Raw genomic sequence first — 17,087 nt, forward strand, 5'->3', positions numbered from 1 at the left:
GTCCCAGGCGCGCAGGTCCACGAGGGTGGTGGCCACCACGTTCGTGACGTCCTCGTGCGCGGTGGCGGTCAGCAGCCGGGGGCCGGAGGCCGGGCCGGTGCGGGCCGCGAGGGAGAGGTGGATGAGCCCGGCGACCAGCCCGCCGGCGGCGACCGCGAACAGCAGCTGCACTCCGCGCCGCAGCCGCCACGTCCGGTGCCCGTCGGGGAAGAGGGCCGGCAGTCTGCGCAGGACGAGGACGAAGACGATCAGCGAGACCGTCTCGACGGCGAACTGGGTCAGGGCCAGGTCGGGCGCTCCGTGCAGCACGTAGAGGACGCCGGCGCCGTAGCCGGTGATCCCGGCCAGCACGGCCGCCTTCATCCGCTGCCGGGCCACGACGCACAGCACCGCGACGCCCGAGACGCCGACGGCGACGACGAGCTGCGGTACCGAGTCGAACCACCGCACCGGCCCGATGTACGCCCACGGCTTGCCGCCCGCGAGCTGCGCGCCCTCGAAGCCGAGCAGCACGGCGAGCAGCGTGGCCAGGTAGACGGGCAGCGAGCCGCGCTGCACGGCGCCGGTCACCTGGAGGGAGAGCCGCTCCAGGGCCCACAGCGAGCGGGCGAACACCTGGTCGCCGTCAGCCTGGGAGAGCTTGTCGCCCAGCGCCGCCAGCGGCCGGCCCGCGAGGAAGAGCGCCGCTCCCAGGAGCCAGGAGAGGGCGGAGAGTCCCAGTGCGGGACCCCAGCCGTGCCAGAGCGCGAGGGGGAAGGGCGGGCCGGCCGGCGGAAGGGTGTCGGCGTACCGGGCGAGCAGGGGGCCGAGCGACGACGCGGCGGGCCCCAGCGCCAGTCCGGCCAGCACGCACACCAGGGGCGGCCCCAGCAGCCGCCCTCCGGTGCGGGTGCCGGTGGGGAGGGTGACCGGTCTCAGGGGCGGGGAGCCGCTGCGGCCACCGAACGCGCCCCACAGGAAGCGCAGGGTGTACGCACAGGTCAGCGCCGACCCGGCGACCAACGCGGCGAGGGCTCCCGTCTGCGCCGTCCCGCCGCCGAGGAGGGCGGAGAGGGAGGCTTCCTTGGCGGCGAACCCGAGCAGCGGCGGCAGCCCCGCCATGGACAGCCCGGCGAGCACGGCCACGGCGCACAGTCCGGGCAGGGTGCGGCCCAGTCCGGAGAGCCGGCCCAGGTCACGGGTGCCGGTGAGGTGGTCGATCGCGCCCACGACGAGGAAGAGCGGTGCCTTGAACAGCGCGTGCGCCAGGATCATCGCCGTCCCGGCCAGCGCGGTGTCCCGGTGGCCGTCCCCGGCCAGCAGGGTGAGCAGGCCGAGCTGGCTGACCGTGCCGAAGGCCAGCAGCAGCTTCAGGTCGGTCTCGCGCAGCGCCCGCCAGCCGCCCAGCAGCAGGGTGAGGCCGCCCAGCACGAGCACCAGTACCCGCCAGGGCGCCACGTCGGCGAAGCCGGGGGCGAGCCGTGCGAGCAGATAGACCCCGGCCTTGACCATGGCCGCCGCGTGCAGGTAGGCGGACACGGGTGTGGGCGCGGCCATGGCACCCGGCAGCCAGAAGCTGAACGGCCAGACCGCCGACTTCGACAGCGCGCCCACCAGCACCAGCACCAGGCCGCCCGCGACCAGCGCTCCCCCGCCCGGCGGGTCCGCGACCAGGTGCGAGATCCGGTAGGTGCGGGCCGCGTGCCCGAGCATCAGGAAGCCGACGAGCATCACCAGCCCGCCGAGCGTGGTGACGAGCAGCGCCTGGAGCGCGGCGCGCCGGTTGGTGCGGCGCTCGGAGCCGTGGCCGATCAGGAGGAAGGAGAAGACCGTGGTGAGTTCCCACAGCACGTACAGCACGATCAGGTCGTCGGCCAGGACGAGGCCGAGCATCGCCCCGGCGAACGCGGTCAGCGAGCCGGCGAAGGTGCCGAGGCGGGGCTCGTCGCGGGTGAAGTAGCCCGCGCAGTAGACCATCACCAGCGCGCCGACGCCTCCGGCGATGAGCACCATCACCAGGGCGAGCGCGTCGCACCGCAGCGCGATCCCGACGCCGAGGGAGGGGATCCAGTCGGTGTGCTCGGTCAGTGTGCCGCCGTCCGCGACGCGGCCCCAGTGCGCCGCCGCCCACACCGCCGCCGCGCCGGGTGCCGCCGCGAGCACCCAGAAGGCGCGCGTGCCCAGCCACCGCACCAGGGGTGCGGCGCAGCACGCGGCGGCGAAGTGGACGACGATCAACCACAGCACGCACAGAGAATTGCATACATAGCCAGGCAATTCGGACAGGCGGCCTGCGCTGCCGGGCGGCCCGCGTGCGGCGGCGACCAGGCGGTGGGCTAGGCGGTGGACCCGTCCACGGCCGCGCCCGCGGCCTTGTCCGCCGCCTCGCCCGCGCCCTTGCCGGCCGCGCCCGTCTCCGCCTTCCGCGGCGCCTTCCGGCCGTCCGCGGTGCCCGGCTCCGCCCCTGTCTCCGTCCGGGCGCTCCCCGCGGCCCGGTCCTGGGACCCACCGGACCCGCCGGACCCACCGGTGCCGCCCGCCCCGCCGGTGTCCGTCGGCTCACCGTCCGCACCGTTCCCCCGGCTCTCCCCGGTCTCGCCGCCCTCACCGGCCTCACCGGCCTCCGGTTCGACGACCTCTTCCCGGCCGGGCCTCTTCTTCGCCGAGACGACGACGCAGACGACCGCGGCGAGGAAGACGACGATCGCCGTCCAGTTGTTCAGCCGCATGCCGAGCACGTGGTGCGCGTCGTCCACCCGCATGTACTCGATCCAGAACCGCCCCGCGGTGTAGGCCGCCACGTAGAGCGCGAACGCCCTGCCGTGTCCCAGCCGGAAGCGCCGGTCGGCCCAGATCACCAGCAGCGCGACACCGACGCACCACAGCGACTCGTACAGGAAGGTGGGGTGGTACGTGGCCAGGTCGGGGGTGTCTACGGGGCGGTGCTCGGGGTCGATCTTCAGGGCCCAGGGCAGATCGGTCGGCCGCCCGTACAGCTCCTGGTTGAACCAGTTGCCCCAGCGGCCGAGCGCCTGCGCCAGCGCGATGCCCGGCGCCACCGCGTCCGCGTACGCGGGCAGCGGGATGCCCCGGCGGCGGCAGCCGATCCACGCGCCGAGCGCGCCGAGCGCGATCGCGCCCCAGATCCCCAGCCCGCCGTCCCAGATCCGGATGGCGTCGACCGGGTCGCGCCCCTCGCCGAAGTACAGCTGGTAGTCCGTGACGACGTGGTAGAGCCGGCCCCCGACCAGCCCGAACGGCACGGCCCACACGGCGATGTCCGCGACCGTCCCCGGCCGTCCGCCGCGAGCGACCCACCGGCGCCCGCCGAGCCAGACCGCGGCGAAGACGCCGAGGATGATGCAGAGCGCGTAGCCGCGCAGCGGAATCGGCCCGAGATGAAGCTCGCCGACCGAGGGACTGGGGATAAAGGCAAGGGTCTCCATGGCGCACCCGACGCTACCGTGCCCGGCGGCACCCGGGACAATCAGTCCGCACAACGGCTGGATAACGCCTGGTGGCCCGCCCGGCGGCTAGCCCTTCCGCTCGACCATCTTCCGCAATTTCCCCGGGGTGAGCGGGTCGGCCTGGTTCGCGTAGACGTTCTTGCCGTCCAGCAGCACGGTGGGGGTCCCCTGGTGGCCCGAGGTGCGGAACTCCTCGTCGGCGCGCTTCACCCACGCCTCGTGCCGGCCGGTCGTCACACATTTCTCGAACGCGGGTCCGGCCAGCCCGTCCACCTTCCCGGCCAGCCGGATCAGCCGCCTGGTGCTGGCGAAGGCGTCGTCCTGCTCCGCGGGCTGGTTGCGGTAGAGCACGTCGTGGTACGCGGCGAACTTCCCCTGGTCCTTCGCGCACGCGGCCGCGTTGGCCGCCTTGCGTGAACCGCTGCCGCCCAGGCTGGAGTCGATGAGCGTGACCAGGTGGTACTCGGCCTTGAGCTTGCCCGCCTTCTCCAGGCTCCGGATGGTGCCCCGGTACGCGTTCTCGAACTGGGCGCACGCCGGGCAGCGGAAGTCCTCGTAGACGGTGAGCTTGGCGGGGGCGTCCCGGTGTCCCACCGTGATCGGTTTCGCCGACTGGGCGCTGTCGTCGCCCTCACCGGTCTGCCCGGCGACGGTCGCGCCGACGGCCGTGGCCACCGCCAGTACGCCCACGACGACCGCGCCCGCCTTGAGGGTGCGGCGCCGCTTCTCGCTCGCCTTGTGACGCTGTTGTTCGGCCCGCAGCCGTTCCCGGGCCGAGCGCTTGCCGTCTTCGCTGCTGTTCTGGCTCATCACGCTGGAGCCAACGAGAGGGCGCGCTCCCGCGCGGGGCCCGGCCCTCATTTTCACCCGAAAGAAGAGAGCGCCCGGGTGTGAGGGGCCTCGCCCCCGGGCACCGCCGCCACAGCAGCGGAGCCCGGGGTCGAGACCCTGGCCGGTCGTCAGCCGCGCCGCACGCCCTCGGCGAGCGCGGCGGCCAGCTCCCGTACCCCGGCGAGTCCTTCCTCGGGGCCGTCCGCGTCCAGCAGTCGCTTGACGAACGCCGAGCCGACGATGACGCCGTCGGCGAACTCCGCCACCTGGGCGGCCTGTTCGGGGTTGGAGACGCCGAGCCCCACGCACACCGGCAGCGCGGTGGTGGCGCGTACCCGCGTCACCAGCTCCCGGGCCTCGTGGCCGACGGACTCCCGGGTGCCGGTGACCCCCATCAGGGAGGCCGCGTAGACGAAGCCGCTGCCCGCGGCGGTGATCCGGGCGAGCCGCTCGTCCCGGCTGCTGGGCGCGACGACGAACACCGTCGCGAGCCCGGCGCGCTCGGCCGCCTTCCGCCAGCCCGCGGACTCCTCGACCGGCAGGTCGGGCAGGATGCACCCGGCACCGCCGGCGGCGGCCAGCTCCTTTGCGAACCGCTCGGCGCCGTACCGGTCCACCGGGTTCCAGTACGTCATGACCAGTACCGGCTTGCCGGTGGCGGCGTGCGCCTCGCGGACCGTGCGGATCACATCCGCGATCTTCACCCCGCCCCGCAGGGCGATCGTGTCGGCCGTCTGGATGACCGGCCCGTCCATGACCGGGTCGCTGTGCGGCAGCCCCACCTCGACCACGTCGCAGCCGCTCTCCAGCAGCGCCGTGCAGGCGGCGATACCGCCCTCGACGGTGGGGAAGCCCGCGGGCAGGTAGCCCACGAGCGCGGCCCGGTTCTCGGCCCTGGCCCGGGCCAGGGCCTCGCCCAGCAGTGCGGCGTTCCCGGCGGCTCCGGCGGTCCCGGCGGCTCCGGCGGTCCCGGTGGTCCCGGCGCCTCCGGTGCCGCTCGTGTCTGCGGCGGTCTCCATTGCGGCGTTCCCCGTCGCGGCGTTCCCCGTCGCGGCGTTCTGCGCGGTTCCGGCGGTCACTTCGCGTCCCCCTCTTCCCCGTCCAGCAGGCCGAAGTAGCGCGCGGCCGTGTCCATGTCCTTGTCGCCGCGGCCGGAGAGGTTCACCAGGACGATGCCCTCCGGACCCAGTTCCCGCCCCAGGTCGAGGACGCCCGCGAGGGCGTGCGCGCTCTCGATGGCCGGGATGATGCCCTCGGTCTCCGAGAGCAGCCGCAGGGCGCGCATCGCCGCCTCGTCGGTGACCGGGCGGTACTCGCCGCGTCCGCTGTCCTTGAGGAAGGCGTGCTCGGGGCCGATGCCCGGGTAGTCGAGCCCGGCCGAGATCGAGTACGGCTCGGTGATCTGGCCCTCGTCGTCCTGGAGGACGTAGGAGCGCGAGCCGTGCAGGATGCCCGGCTCGCCCGCCGTCAGGGTGGCGGCGTGCTCGCCGGAGTCCACACCGCGGCCGGCCGCCTCGAAGCCGACCAGCCGCACGTCCGTGTCGGGCAGGAACGCGTGGAAGAGGCCGATGGCGTTGGAGCCGCCGCCCACGCAGGCCGCCACGGCGTCGGGCAGCCGCCCGGCCCGCTGAAGGATCTGGCGGCGCGCCTCCACGCCGATCACCCGGTGGAAGTCGCGGACGATCTGCGGGAAGGGGTGCGGCCCGGCGACCGTGCCGAAGAGGTAGTGGGTGCGGTCCACGTTCGCCACCCAGTCGCGGAACGCCTCGTTGATGGCGTCCTTCAGGGTGCGGCTGCCGGAGGTGACGGGCACGACCTCGGCGCCGAGCATCCGCATCCGGGCGACGTTCAGCGCCTGGCGCTCGGTGTCGATCTCGCCCATGTAGATGGTGCATTCGAGCCCGAAGAGGGCGCACGCGGTGGCGGTGGCCACGCCGTGCTGGCCCGCGCCGGTCTCGGCGATGACGCGGGGCTTGCCCATGCGCTTGGTGAGCAGGGCCTGGCCCAGGACGTTGTTGATCTTGTGGGAGCCGGTGTGGTTGAGGTCCTCGCGCTTGAGGAAGACCCGGGCGCCGCCCGCGTGCTCGGCGAAGCGCTTCACCTCGGTGAGCGCGCTGGGGCGGCCCGTGTAGTTGACGAGCAGCTCGTCGAGTTCGGCGGCGAAGGCGGGGTCCGCCTTGGCCTTCTCGTACTCGGCGGCCACCTCGTCGACGGCGGCGACCAGGGCCTCGGGGATGAACTTCCCGCCGAACGCGCCGAAGTAGCCGGTGGCGTCGGGACTGTGGCCCTCGGGGTCAGGGATGAAGTAGTCGGATGGCATGCCGACCCTCTCGTATGGGTGTGGGCTGACGCTGACGCGCTTGCCCCGCCCGGCGCTCGGCCGCCGTTCACCCGGCGCGGGCGCCTCCCCGGCCACGGGCAGGCGCCCGCACCCGGGCGCACGTCACGGGCGGGAGCGGGGCGGGGAGGAGGTCAGCGCCATCGGCGGCCGCGGATCACACCGGGCTCACAACCGATGTGGTACCGCACCGACCGGCCGCGCACCCGCCGGGCCGGTGCCCGGCAGCCGCGGGGCCTGCACCCGCGCGCCAGCGCGAGGGAGCACAGGGAGACGGAAGCGGTCATGCGGCCTCAGGCCCTCCCGTGGCGGAGGGCGGGGTGGGCGCCGGCGGCGACGAGGTCGGAGACGGCGGCCCGCGGGTCCTTGCCGGTGACCAGGGACTCGCCGACGAGGACGGCGTCGGCCCCCTCGTTGGCGTAGGCGATCAGGTCGTGCGGGCCGCGCACACCCGACTCGGCGACCTTGACGATGTGGTCGGGGATCTCCGGGGCGATCCGGGTGAAGTTGCCCCGGTCGACCTCCAGGGTCTTGAGGTTGCGGGCGTTGACGCCGATGATCTTCGCCCCGGCCTCCAGGGCCCGCTCGGCCTCCTCCTCGTCGTGCACCTCGACCAGCGGGGTGAGCCCGATGGACCCGGCCCGCTCGATCAGCGAGACGAGGGCCTCCTGCTCCAGCGCCGCGACGATCAGCAGGATGACGTCGGCGCCGTGCGCGCGGGCCTCCCACAGCTGGTAGGAGGAGAAGATGAAGTCCTTGCGCAGCACGGGGACGTCCACCCGGGCGCGGACGGCCTCCAGGTCGGCCAGCGAGCCGCCGAACCGGCGCTGCTCGGTGAGGACGGAGATGACGGCGGCGCCGCCCGCCTCGTAGTCGGCGGCGAGGCCGGCCGGGTCGGCGATGGCGGCGAGCGCGCCCTTGGAGGGGCTGGAGCGCTTGACCTCGCAGATCACCCGCACCCCGGCGGAGCTGTCGCCCTTGAGGGCGGCCAGCCCGTCCTTGGCCTGGGGCGCCCGGGCCGCGCGCTCCTTGAGCTCGTCGAGGCTGACGCGCGCCTGCCGCTCGGCGAGGTCCTCACGCACGCCTTCGATGATCTCGTCGAGCACACTCACCGAGCGGCCTCCTTGCTGGCTGGGTCTGGCTGCCTGCCGGTCCCCCGCGGGTGGGCGAGGGTGGTCAGGTGGGGCACTGCGATGGTATCCGCCGACGGACGGAGCCCTCGCATCCGGTTGCCCGGAATCCCACATAGCGGACGAATCCCCACCGCGCATCCGTGCGGGAACGGGCCGGTGCGCACTCCGTCACGCGCGGATCACCGCGGTCAAGGCGTCAGCGCCGTGCCCAGCGGGGTATTCCGGGCAACGGTGAAGACGGCCAGCAGCACGCCCGCGGCCCAGGCGTGCCAGGCCCGCGGCCGCACCGGAAGGGACCAGGGGCGGGCGCGGGCGGCGCGGGCGGTCCAGTGCAGCCAGCCGAGGGCGAGGACGGCGAAGAGCGCGACGGCTGCCGCGTTGGCACCCAGCGCGGTGGGCAGGTCGCCGTGGGCGAGGGCGTGCGCGCTGCGCAGTCCCCCGCAGGCCGGGCAGTACAGGCCGGTGACGGCCAGGAAGGGGCAGGCCGGGTAGTGGCCCGGCCGGTTGGGGTCGACCGCGGCCACATACGCGAAAGCCGCGCCCGCCACGGCCAGTGAGCCGAGGGGCGCGGCCAGCCGCAGCACCGCGCCGAGCAGGCGGTGCCGCGGCGGGGCGGCATGGTGCCGTTCGCTCAGGAGTGGGCCCCGGCCTTGGAGTGGTGGGCCTCCTCGTGCGCGCGCTTGTGCGCCCGGGCCTGCTCGGCCGTCATGCCCTTGTTCTTCTTCTGGCCGAGTCCCGCCGCGCTCATGATGCCGCCGATCACGGCTCCCGCCGCGATGATGGCCAGCCCGGCGATCACACCGACGGGCTGTGCCGTCACCGTGAAGACGGAAGCCACGCAGAAACCGACGAAGGCGATGATCACGCCGGTCCAGGCGGCCGGGGTGTGTCCGTGGCTGTGCGCCATGAATACTCCTTGTCACAACGTGAAGAGGGGCCACCCGGCCCGTTCACCGCCCATTCTCCCCCTTCCCCGCGCGGGTGGCGGCACGGGGGTCGCCCGTACGGCTGTGCGCTGCCGCTCCGGGCGGCCGCCGCCGGCCGCCGCCAGCCGGGCGGGCGCCGGCCCTGACGGATCGGACTCCCGCCCTGCCGGATCTGGCGCCGGCCCTGACGGATCGGACTCCCGCCCTGCCGGGTCGGGCTCCGGGCCGCCTTCAGGCGGTGCCGTGCGTGGGGTCCTCGCCCCGGTCCAGCGCCTTCCACAGGTCCTCGGGCCGGTCGGGGTCGATGCGCTGCGGGCGGGCGGCCCGCCGGCGCAGGGGCGTGCGCTCGTAGCGGGCGCTGCCGGACATCGAGGGCCAGGCGCTGCCGTAGCGCAGCGCGAGCAGCCCGGCGAGGACCAGCAGGACCCCGCCCGCGGCCGAGACGTAGGGCCAGGCGGTGACGTCGACGGCGCCGATGCCGCTGTCCGTCAGACCGCTGGTCCTGGCCGCCTGCTCGGTGAGCGCTCCGGTGTCGTCGGCTCCCAGCAGCGCGGAGGCGGCGACGGCGGCACCGCAGAGGGTGAGCAGAGCGGCGACGAGGCGGCGTCCTGCGCGGCGTACCGCGAAGACGGCGACGAGGGCGGCGAGGCCGACCAGTCCAAGCGCGCTCGGCAGCCCGGTCACCTGGCTGCCCTCGGCGCTGACCGGCACCTTCCCCTGCGCGAAACCCGCGGTCGAGGTGCTCCACGTCTGCCCCGCGGAGACCAGCGCGAGCGCGGCGCCCAGGGCGCCGCACAGCAGCGCCACCGCGAGCGCGACCCGGGGCGCGCGCGAGCGCGCGGCGCCCGAAGGGGCGCTCTCGGGACCGGGCGCGCCGTCGTCCGGGGCCGAGGCGGGGGTTTGAGAAGTCACCCCTCCACGCTACCCCCGAGCCGTTCGGCCGTCCGGACCGCCCTGAGCACCGCCGCGGCCTTGTTGGCGCACTCGGTGTCCTCCGCCACGGGGTCGGAGTCGGCGACCACACCCGCACCCGCCTGGACGAACGCCTTCCCGTCCCGCAGCAGCGCGGTGCGGATCGCGATGGCGGTGTCGGAGTCGCCGGCGAAGTCGAGATATCCGACACAGCCGCCGTAGACCCCGCGCCGGGTGGGTTCCAGCTCTTCGATGATCTGCAACGCGCGGGGCTTCGGCGCCCCGGACAGGGTGCCCGCGGGGAAGCAGGCGGTCAGCGCGTCGAACGCCGTTCGCCCCTCGGCCAGTTGGCCGGTGACCGTGGAGACGATGTGCATGACGTGGCTGTAGCGCTCGACGGACATGAAGTCGACGACCTCGACACTGCCCGGCTCGCAGACCCGGCCCAGGTCGTTGCGGCCCAGGTCCACCAGCATCAGGTGCTCGGCCCGCTCCTTCGGGTCGGCCAGCAGCTCCTCCGCGAGCGCCGCGTCCTCGGCCGGGGTGGCGCCGCGCGGCCGGGTGCCCGCGATGGGGTGCATCATGGCGCGCCCGTCCTCGACCTTGACCAGCGTCTCGGGGCTGGAGCCGACGATGTCGAAGCCGTCGAAGCGCAGCAGATACATGTACGGGCTCGGGTTGGTGGCCCGCAGCGCCCGGTAGACGTCCAGCGCGCCGGCCTCGCAGCGGGTCTCGAACCGCTGCGAGGGCACCACCTGGAACGCCTCGCCGCCGCGGATGCGCTCCTTGATGTCCTCGACCCAGCCGGTGTACGTGGCGCCGCCCGACCGGGCCTCGAAGTCGGGGAGTTCGGAGGGGGGCAGCGCGGCGGGTCGACGGGGGCGGGGCGCGCGAGGTCGGCGGTCATCGCGTCCAGCCGCCGCACGGCGCCCGCGTACGCCTCGTCCACGCCGGTTTCCAGGTCGTTGTGGTTGATCGCGTTGGCGATGAGCAGCACCGTGCCGTCGCGGTGGTCCAGGACGGCCAGGTCGGAGGTGAGCAGCATGGTCACCTCGGGCAGCCCGAGGTCGTCCACGGTGTCCGGGTGGTGCCCGACCTTCTCCAGCCGCTGGACGACGTCGTAGGCGAGGTAGCCGACCATGCCGCCGGTGAAGGGCGGGAGGTCGCCGCTCTCGTGCAGGTCGCGCGGGGTGTGGAGGGTCTCGATGGTGGCGCGGAGGGCCGCCAGCGGGTCGCCGTCGCGCGGCACCCCCACCGGCGGGGTGCCCTGCCAGTGGGCCTGGCCGTCCCGCACCGTCAGCGCGGCGTCGCTGCGCACCCCGATGAACGAGTAGCGCGACCAGGTGTGGCCTCCCCCGCTGCCGTGCGAGGCGCCCCCGCCCGCCGACTCCAGCAGGAAGGTGCCGGGGCGTTCCCGGGCCAGTTTCCGGTACAGGGCGATGGGGGTGTCGCCGTCCGCCAGCAGGCGGCGGGTCACCGGGACGACCCGCCGGTCCTTGGCGAGCGTGCGGAATGTTTCGAGGTCGGGCGCCGTCATGGCCCCTCACCCTACTGGGCCGGAAGCACCACGTCCGTGTCGAAGCAGGTGCGCGTGCCCGTGTGGCAGGCGGCGCCCACCTGGTCCACCTTGACCAGCACCGTGTCCGCGTCGCAGTCCAGCGCCACGGACTTCACCCACTGGACGTGCCCGGAGGTGTCGCCCTTGACCCAGTACTCGCGGCGGCTGCGGCTCCAGTAGGTCGCGCGCCCCGAGGTGAGCGTGCGGTGGAGCGCCTCGTCGTCCATCCACCCCAGCATCAGCACCTCCCCGGTGTCGTACTGCTGGGCGATCGCCGGGACGAGGCCGTCCGGGGTGCGCTTGAGGCGGGCGGCGAGGGCGGGGTCGAGGGGGGTCTCCTGGGACATGCGTCCATTGTCCCGCAGCCCGTGCCGGGTCCGCCCCGTGCCCGTGCCGGGTCCGCCCCGTGCCCGTGCCGGGTCCGCCCCGTGCCCGTGCCGCGCGCCTCCCGCGGCCCGCCCGGCGACCGTCCCGCACGGGCGCGCGCCCGCCCTCCCCGGCGGCACGGACACACCCCGCGCACGCCCGCCCACTCACCGCGCCCGCGCCGTACCCTTGCGGGCATGTCCACCCATGCCAAGCGAGAACGCCTTCTCCTCGCCGATCTGTTGGAGACCCACGGGCCCGAGGCCCCCACCCTGTGCGAAGGGTGGAGGACCCGGGACCTGGCGGCGCACGTCGTCGTGCGCGAGCGCCGCGGGGACGCCGCGGGCGGCCTCGTGCTCAAGCCGCTCGCGGCCCGACTGGAGCGCGTCCAGGCCGAGTTCGCCGCCAAGCCGTACGACGAGCTGATCCAGCTCATCCGCACCGGACCGCCGCGGCTGTCCCCGTTCGCCCTCAAGCAGGTGGACGAGGCCGCGAACACGGTGGAGTTCTTCATCCACGCCGAGGACGTCCGCCGCGCCCAGCCCGACTGGACACCGCGGGAGCTGGACCCCGTCTTCGAGGACGCGCTCTGGCGCCGCCTGGAGACGGGGGCGCGGCTGTACGGGCGCAAGTCCCCGGCGGGGCTGGTGCTGCGGCGTCCCGACGGGCAGACGGCGGTGGCCCGCCGCGGCGCCCCCGTCGTCACCGCCGTCGGCGCCCCCTCGGAGCTGCTGCTGTTCGTCTCAGGCCGCCAGAGCCACGCCACCGTCGAGCTGGACGGTGACAAGCCCGCCGTCGCCCGCGTCCAGGAGGCCGCTCTGGGGCTGTGACCGGTTCCGCAGTCGTCTCCCGCAGTCGTCCGGACCGGGAACGGAACGCCCGCCCCCCTGAGCGCCGGGGGGGCGGGGTACGGGGGCCGGTCAGGGTTTGCGGCCCACTCCGCCGTACAGCGGGGAGGAGGTGCCGAAGACCAGGTCGGCCGCCTCCGGCCGCCACAGCGGGCACGGCACGAAACCGGGTTCGACCAGTTCCAGGCCGTCCAGGAAGGCGGCCACCTGCGCGGGGCTGCGCGGGTGGTAGGGGACGGCGCCGCTGCGGTTGTAGTCGCGCAGCGCCTTCACATACCGGGGATCGGTGTCGGTGCCGTCCCGGACGGCCAGGTAGCTCCCCGAGGGCAGCGCGGACATGAGCCGCCGCACGATCGACCGCGCCTCCTCGTAGTCCGCCACGTGCGCCAGGATGCCCATCAGCATGACGGCGACCGGCCGGCCGAGATCCAGGGTGCGGGCGGCTGCCCGCAGGACGGCCTCCGGGTCCTCGACCTCGGCCTGCACGTAGTCGGTGGCGCCCTCGGGGCTGCTGGTGAGCAGGGCGTGCGCGTGGGCGAGCACCAGCGGGTCGTTGTCCACGTAGACGACGCGGGCCTCGGGGGCGGCCCGCTGGGCGACCTCGTGGGTGTTGTCGACGGTGGGCAGCCCGGTGCCCAGGTCCAGGAACTGGCGGATGCCCGCCTCCTGGACCAGGTACCGCACCGTGCGGCCGATGAAGTGCCGTCCGACCCGGGCGAGGGTCACGATGTCGGGGTAGACGGCGCGCACCCGTTCGCCCGCCTCGCGGTCGACCTCGTAGCAGTCCTTCCCGCCCAGCCAGTAGTCCCAGATCCGCGCCGAGTGCGGCACCGTGTCGTCGATCTCGGCCGCGCCGCGCGTCCTTGCCTTCTCCTCGGCCACGACGGTCCTCCCCTGCCTGACGGCACCTCTCCGGGCAACTCCCCGGGGCATCTTCCGGCTTGCTGCCCCCAACCTAGGAGCGGGCGCCCCGCGGGGGAACCCCGCCCGGCCGGGAGCGCTCCTCGGCGCGGTCCGCCCGGCCCCCGCTGCGCGGGTGGCTCACCTCGCGGTGGCCGTGAGGCGTTCGGTGAGGATGCCCTGGAGTTCCCGGGCCGCGCGGGTGGGGGACACGTCGCCGCGGTGGGCGACGGAGATGGTGCGGTGCAGGCCGGGGGCGGCGAAGCGGGTGACCCGCAGGCCGGAGCGGTCCGCGACCATGCGGGGGACCACGGCCAGCCCGAGCCCCGCGCGGACGAAGCCGAGGACGGCGTCCATCTCGCCGCCCTCGACCGCGAAGGCGGGTTCGAAGCCGGCCTCGCGGCAGGCGGCGACGGTCAGCTCCCGCAGGTCGTAGCCGCGCCGGAACATGGCCAGCGGACGGTCCCGCAGGTCCGGGACACGGATGCGGGAGCGGCGCACCGGCGCGGGCTCGTCCGGTGCGGAGACGACGACGAGTTCCTCGCGCAGCAGCTCCTCGGTGGCCAGCACGGGGCCCTGTCCGGCGAGCGGGGTGATGACCAGTGCCAGGTCCAGTTCGCCGGCCGCCAGCACCCGCACCAGGTCCTGGGAGCCGTCCTCGTGGACGACGAGGTCGACGCCGGGGTAGCGGTCGTGGAAGGCGCGCAGCACGTCGGGGACGAGGCTCGCGCACAGGCTGGGGGTGGCGCCCAGCCGGACCCGGCCGCGCCGCAGCTGGGCGACCTCCTGCACCTCGCGGCGGGCCGTCTCGGTGTCGGCCAGCACCCTGCGGGCCATCGGCAGCAGGGCCTGACCGGCGTCGGTGAGCGAGATGTGGCCGCGCGCCCGGTGGAAGAGTTCGGCGCCCAGCTCCCGTTCCAGGGCCCGGATCTGCTGGGAGAGGGACGGCTGGGCGACGTGCTCGCGCTGTGCGGCGCGGGTGAAGTGGCGGGTGTCGGCCACGGCGACGAAGTAGCGGAGCTGCTGCAGCTGCATACGGCAAGCATAGTCCGGTTCCATAGGGTCGTCCTATCGTCCGGAGCCGTTCTATGTCTTGGACTGATGGTGCGGGCTGTCCGTACCGTCCTCACCATGGCGACCGCAACGCGCACCCCCGCACCGCAGCGCACCCCACCCGGCCCGCCCCGGCGCCCCGGCCTCGTGCGCACCCTGTGGGGCTCGACCCTGGGCAAGAAGGCGGTCATGGCGGTCAGCGGACTGATCATGCTGGCCTACCTGGTCGCGCACATGCTCGGGAACCTGAAGGTCTTCTTCGGTCCTGAGGAGATGAACGGCTACGCGCACTGGCTGCGCACCCTCGGCGAGCCCGTGCTGCACTACGCGTGGTTCCTGTGGCTGGTACGCGTGGTGCTGCTGGCCGCCGTCGTGCTGCACGGCGTCTCCGCGTACCAGCTCAGCAGGCGCGACATCGCCGCCCGCCCGGTCACATACCAGCACCGGCGGCCCCGGGCGAGCTACGCGACCCGCACCATGCGCTGGGGCGGGATCATCCTGGCGCTGTTCCTCGTCTGGCACATCCTCGACCTGACGACGGGCACGGTGAACCCGCGCGGGCAGGCGGGCCACCCCTACGAGAACATCGTCGCCGGGTTCCGGAACTGGTACGCCGACGTCATCTACATCGTCGCCGTGCTCGCCGTCGGGCTGCACATCCGGCACGGCTTCTGGAGCGCGGCGCAGACGCTCGGGGTGACCAGGCCGGGTGCCGCGCGCCTGTTCAAGGGCGGTGCCGACGTCCTCGCGCTGGCCATCACCGTCGGCTTCCTGTCCGTTCCCGTCGGCGTCATGACCGGATTGGTGGACTGATGACCTCTCCTTACGCCGGTTACCGCACCGGCGACCCCCTCACCGACACCAAGGCGCCGGACGGGCCGATCGCCGAGCGGTGGAACCGGCGCCGTTTCGAGGCGAGGCTCGTCAACCCCGCCAACCGCCGCAAGTACACCGTCATCGTGGTCGGCACCGGCCTGGCGGGCGGCTCGGCGGGGGCGACGCTGGCCGAGGCGGGCTACCACGTGGTGCAGTTCTGCTACCAGGACTCCCCGCGCCGGGCCCACTCCGTCGCCGCGCAGGGCGGCATCAACGCGGCGAAGAACTACCGCAACGACGGCGACTCGGTCCACCGGCTCTTCTACGACACCGTCAAGGGCGGCGACTTCCGCTCACGCGAGTCCAATGTGCACCGGCTGGCGGAGGTCTCCACCGAGATCATCGACCAGTGCGTGGCGCAGGGCGTGCCGTTCGCCCGCGAGTACGGCGGACTGCTCGACACCCGCTCCTTCGGCGGCGTCCAGGTCTCCCGCACCTTCTACGCACGGGGCCAGACCGGGCAGCAGCTGCTGCTGGGCGCCTACCAGGCGCTCTCCCGGCAGATCGCCGCGGGCACCGTGGAGATGCACCCCCGCACCGAGATGCTCGACCTGATCGTCATCGACGGACGGGCCCGCGGCATCGTCGCCCGCGACCTCGTGACCGGCCGCGTCGACACCTACTTCGCCGACGCCGTGGTGCTGGCCACCGGCGGCTACGGCAACGTCTTCCATCTGTCCACCAACGCGAAGAACTCCAACGCCACGGCGGTGTGGCGCGCGCACCGGCGCGGGGCCTACTTCGGGAACCCCTGCTTCACCCAGATCCACCCCACCTGCATCCCGCGCTCCGGCGACCACCAGTCGAAGCTGACACTGATGAGCGAGTCGCTGCGCAACGACGGCCGCATCTGGGTGCCCAAGGCCCCGGGCGACGACCGGGAGCCGCGGGACATCCCCGAGGACGAGCGCGACTACTACCTGGAGCGGCTCTACCCTTCCTTCGGCAACCTCGTCCCCCGCGACATCGCCTCCCGTGCCGCCAAGAACGTCTGCGACGAGGGGCGCGGGGTGGGCCCCGGCGGGCAGGGGGTCTATCTCGACTTCGCTGACGCCCTCGCCCGGATGGGCCGCGAAGCCGTCGAGGAGAAGTACGGCAACCTCTTCGAGATGTACGCGCGGATCACCGCGGAGGACCCCTACACCCGCCCCATGCGCATCTATCCGGCCATCCACTACACGATGGGCGGGCTGTGGGTGGACTACGACCTGATGACCACCGTCCCCGGCCTGTTCGCCATCGGGGAGGCCAACTTCTCCGACCACGGCGCCAACCGGCTCGGCGCCTCCGCGCTGATGCAGGGCCTGGCCGACGGCTACTTCGTCCTCCCGGCCACCCTCGGCGACTTTCTGGCCCGCCACCCGCACGAGGACGCCGACCCGGACCACCCGGCCGTCCACGAGGCGGTGTCCGCCGTCACCGGCCGGCTCCACGCGCTGCTGTCCAACGACGGCGACCGCACCCCCGACTCCTTCCACCGGGAGCTGGGGCAGCTGATGTGGGACGAGTGCGGCATGTCCCGCACCGAGGAGGGGCTGCGCAAGGCGCTGGAGCGCATCCCCGAGCTGCGCGCGGAGTTCTGGCGGCGGGTCAGGGTGCCCGGCGGTGGCGAGGCCCTCAACCAGTCGCTGGAGAAGGCCAACCGGATCGCCGACCACCTGGAGCTGGCCGAACTGATGTGCCTGGACGCGCTGCACCGCACCGAGTCCTGCGGCGGCCACTTCCGCGAGGAGTCCCGCACCCCGGACGGCGAGGCGGCGCGCAAGGACGAGGAGTTCGCCTACGTCGCCGCGTGGGAGTACACCGGCGCCGGCGCCCCGCCCGTCCTGCACAAGGAGGCCCTCCACTTCGAGTACGTCCACCCCACCCAGCGGAGCTACACATGAGCGACGAGCGGCGG

General features: G+C 74.0%; 16 protein-coding genes and 1 pseudogene. 3 read left to right on the forward strand and 14 right to left on the reverse strand.

Translation table 11 applies throughout. The features are described from left to right. From FM076_RS07755 to hisI, 12 genes and pseudogenes are all read right to left on the reverse strand, one after another. Positions 1-2,226, reverse strand: a 2,226-nt coding sequence (locus tag FM076_RS07755) for a proton-conducting transporter membrane subunit (RefSeq protein WP_173869197.1), incomplete at its 3' end; no start/stop codon positions are given. A gap of 89 nt (positions 2,227-2,315) precedes the next feature. Then, positions 2,316-3,425, reverse strand: coding sequence for a prolipoprotein diacylglyceryl transferase (gene lgt / locus FM076_RS07760; protein WP_173869198.1), 1,110 nt, complete (start codon positions 3,423-3,425; stop codon positions 2,316-2,318). 87 nt (positions 3,426-3,512) lie between these two features. Beyond that, entirely contained in the window at positions 3,513-4,256 is a 744-nt protein-coding gene (locus tag FM076_RS07765) for a DsbA family protein (RefSeq protein ID WP_173869199.1), read from the reverse strand. A 149-nt stretch (positions 4,257-4,405) separates the two neighbouring features. Further along, positions 4,406-5,296, reverse strand: a complete 891-nt coding sequence (gene trpA / locus FM076_RS07770) for a tryptophan synthase subunit alpha (protein ID WP_243274366.1) — start codon at positions 5,294-5,296, stop codon at positions 4,406-4,408. 56 nt (positions 5,297-5,352) lie between these two features. Next, positions 5,353-6,597 (reverse strand): tryptophan synthase subunit beta, encoded by a 1,245-nt coding sequence (gene trpB / locus FM076_RS07775; RefSeq protein ID WP_173869200.1) that lies wholly within the window; start codon positions 6,595-6,597, stop codon positions 5,353-5,355. A 152-nt stretch (positions 6,598-6,749) separates the two neighbouring features. Next, positions 6,750-6,902, reverse strand: a complete 153-nt coding sequence (trpM, locus tag FM076_RS35265) for a tryptophan biosynthesis modulator TrpM (RefSeq protein ID WP_369126522.1) — start codon at positions 6,900-6,902, stop codon at positions 6,750-6,752. Between the two features lie 6 nt (positions 6,903-6,908). Then, entirely contained in the window at positions 6,909-7,727 is an 819-nt protein-coding gene (gene trpC / locus FM076_RS07780; RefSeq protein ID WP_173869201.1) for an indole-3-glycerol phosphate synthase TrpC, read from the reverse strand. Positions 7,728-7,936: 209 nt separating this feature from the next. After that, positions 7,937-8,332 (reverse strand): DUF2752 domain-containing protein, encoded by a 396-nt coding sequence (locus FM076_RS07785; RefSeq protein WP_173869202.1) that lies wholly within the window; start codon positions 8,330-8,332, stop codon positions 7,937-7,939. 47 nt (positions 8,333-8,379) lie between these two features. After that, a complete protein-coding gene (locus FM076_RS07790; RefSeq protein WP_173869203.1) occupies positions 8,380-8,655 on the reverse strand; it encodes an HGxxPAAW family protein in 276 nt (91 codons plus the stop codon). Positions 8,656-8,905: 250 nt separating this feature from the next. Continuing rightward, positions 8,906-9,586 (reverse strand): TIGR02234 family membrane protein, encoded by a 681-nt coding sequence (locus FM076_RS07795; RefSeq protein WP_173869204.1) that lies wholly within the window; start codon positions 9,584-9,586, stop codon positions 8,906-8,908. After that, positions 9,583-11,123: pseudogene (locus FM076_RS07800) on the reverse strand (anthranilate synthase component I). The gene FM076_RS07795 and the pseudogene FM076_RS07800 overlap by 4 nt, the downstream one beginning before the upstream one ends. 11 nt (positions 11,124-11,134) lie before the next feature. Then, positions 11,135-11,491: a phosphoribosyl-AMP cyclohydrolase gene (gene hisI / locus FM076_RS07805; protein WP_173869205.1), complete on the reverse strand. Its 357-nt coding sequence runs from the start codon at positions 11,489-11,491 to the stop codon at positions 11,135-11,137. A 216-nt stretch (positions 11,492-11,707) separates the two neighbouring features. On the opposite strand from hisI, the gene FM076_RS07810 reads away from it, so the two are divergent. Then, complete coding sequence (locus FM076_RS07810) at positions 11,708-12,340, forward strand: TIGR03085 family metal-binding protein (protein WP_173869206.1); 633 nt, start codon at positions 11,708-11,710, stop codon at positions 12,338-12,340. Between the two features lie 90 nt (positions 12,341-12,430). On the opposite strand, the gene FM076_RS07815 is transcribed toward FM076_RS07810, so the two are convergent. After that, positions 12,431-13,240, reverse strand: a complete 810-nt coding sequence (locus FM076_RS07815; protein ID WP_345944921.1) for an SAM-dependent methyltransferase — start codon at positions 13,238-13,240, stop codon at positions 12,431-12,433. Positions 13,241-13,399: 159 nt separating this feature from the next. Continuing rightward, positions 13,400-14,293 carry a LysR family transcriptional regulator gene (locus FM076_RS07820; protein ID WP_173869208.1) on the reverse strand — a complete coding sequence of 298 codons (894 nt, stop codon included), beginning with the start codon at positions 14,291-14,293 and terminating at the stop codon, positions 13,400-13,402. Positions 14,294-14,389: 96 nt separating this feature from the next. On the opposite strand from FM076_RS07820, the gene FM076_RS07825 reads away from it, so the two are divergent. Both FM076_RS07825 and FM076_RS07830 read left to right on the forward strand, forming a co-directional pair. After that, positions 14,390-15,124, forward strand: a complete 735-nt coding sequence (locus tag FM076_RS07825; protein ID WP_173869209.1) for a succinate dehydrogenase — start codon at positions 14,390-14,392, stop codon at positions 15,122-15,124. Then, the gene (locus FM076_RS07830) at positions 15,124-17,073 is read left to right on the forward strand and encodes a fumarate reductase/succinate dehydrogenase flavoprotein subunit (protein ID WP_173869210.1); all 1,950 of its coding nucleotides are present in this window, start codon (positions 15,124-15,126) and stop codon (positions 17,071-17,073) included. The genes FM076_RS07825 and FM076_RS07830 overlap by 1 nt, the downstream gene beginning before the upstream one ends. Positions 17,074-17,087: the final 14 nt, after the last annotated feature.

This window comes from Streptomyces albus subsp. chlorinus, assembly GCF_013302895.1.
GTDB classification, from domain to species: Bacteria; Actinomycetota; Actinomycetes; order Streptomycetales; family Streptomycetaceae; genus Streptomyces; species Streptomyces chlorinus.

Coding starts and splice junctions, on each gene's coding strand:
- FM076_RS07765 (WP_173869199.1), bottom strand. CDS start 4,256: ATGAGCCAGAACAGCAGCGAAGACGGCAAGCGCTCGGCCCGGGAACGG.
- FM076_RS07825 (WP_173869209.1), top strand. CDS start 14,390: ATGGCGACCGCAACGCGCACCCCCGCACCGCAGCGCACCCCACCCGGC.
- trpM (WP_369126522.1), bottom strand. CDS start 6,902: ATGACCGCTTCCGTCTCCCTGTGCTCCCTCGCGCTGGCGCGCGGGTGC.
- hisI (WP_173869205.1), bottom strand. CDS start 11,491: ATGTCCCAGGAGACCCCCCTCGACCCCGCCCTCGCCGCCCGCCTCAAG.
- FM076_RS07790 (WP_173869203.1), bottom strand. CDS start 8,655: ATGGCGCACAGCCACGGACACACCCCGGCCGCCTGGACCGGCGTGATC.
- trpA (WP_243274366.1), bottom strand. CDS start 5,296: ATGGAGACCGCCGCAGACACGAGCGGCACCGGAGGCGCCGGGACCACC.
- FM076_RS07810 (WP_173869206.1), top strand. CDS start 11,708: ATGTCCACCCATGCCAAGCGAGAACGCCTTCTCCTCGCCGATCTGTTG.
- FM076_RS07820 (WP_173869208.1), bottom strand. CDS start 14,293: ATGCAGCTGCAGCAGCTCCGCTACTTCGTCGCCGTGGCCGACACCCGC.
- lgt (WP_173869198.1), bottom strand. CDS start 3,425: ATGGAGACCCTTGCCTTTATCCCCAGTCCCTCGGTCGGCGAGCTTCAT.
- trpB (WP_173869200.1), bottom strand. CDS start 6,597: ATGCCATCCGACTACTTCATCCCTGACCCCGAGGGCCACAGTCCCGAC.
- FM076_RS07830 (WP_173869210.1), top strand. CDS start 15,124: ATGACCTCTCCTTACGCCGGTTACCGCACCGGCGACCCCCTCACCGAC.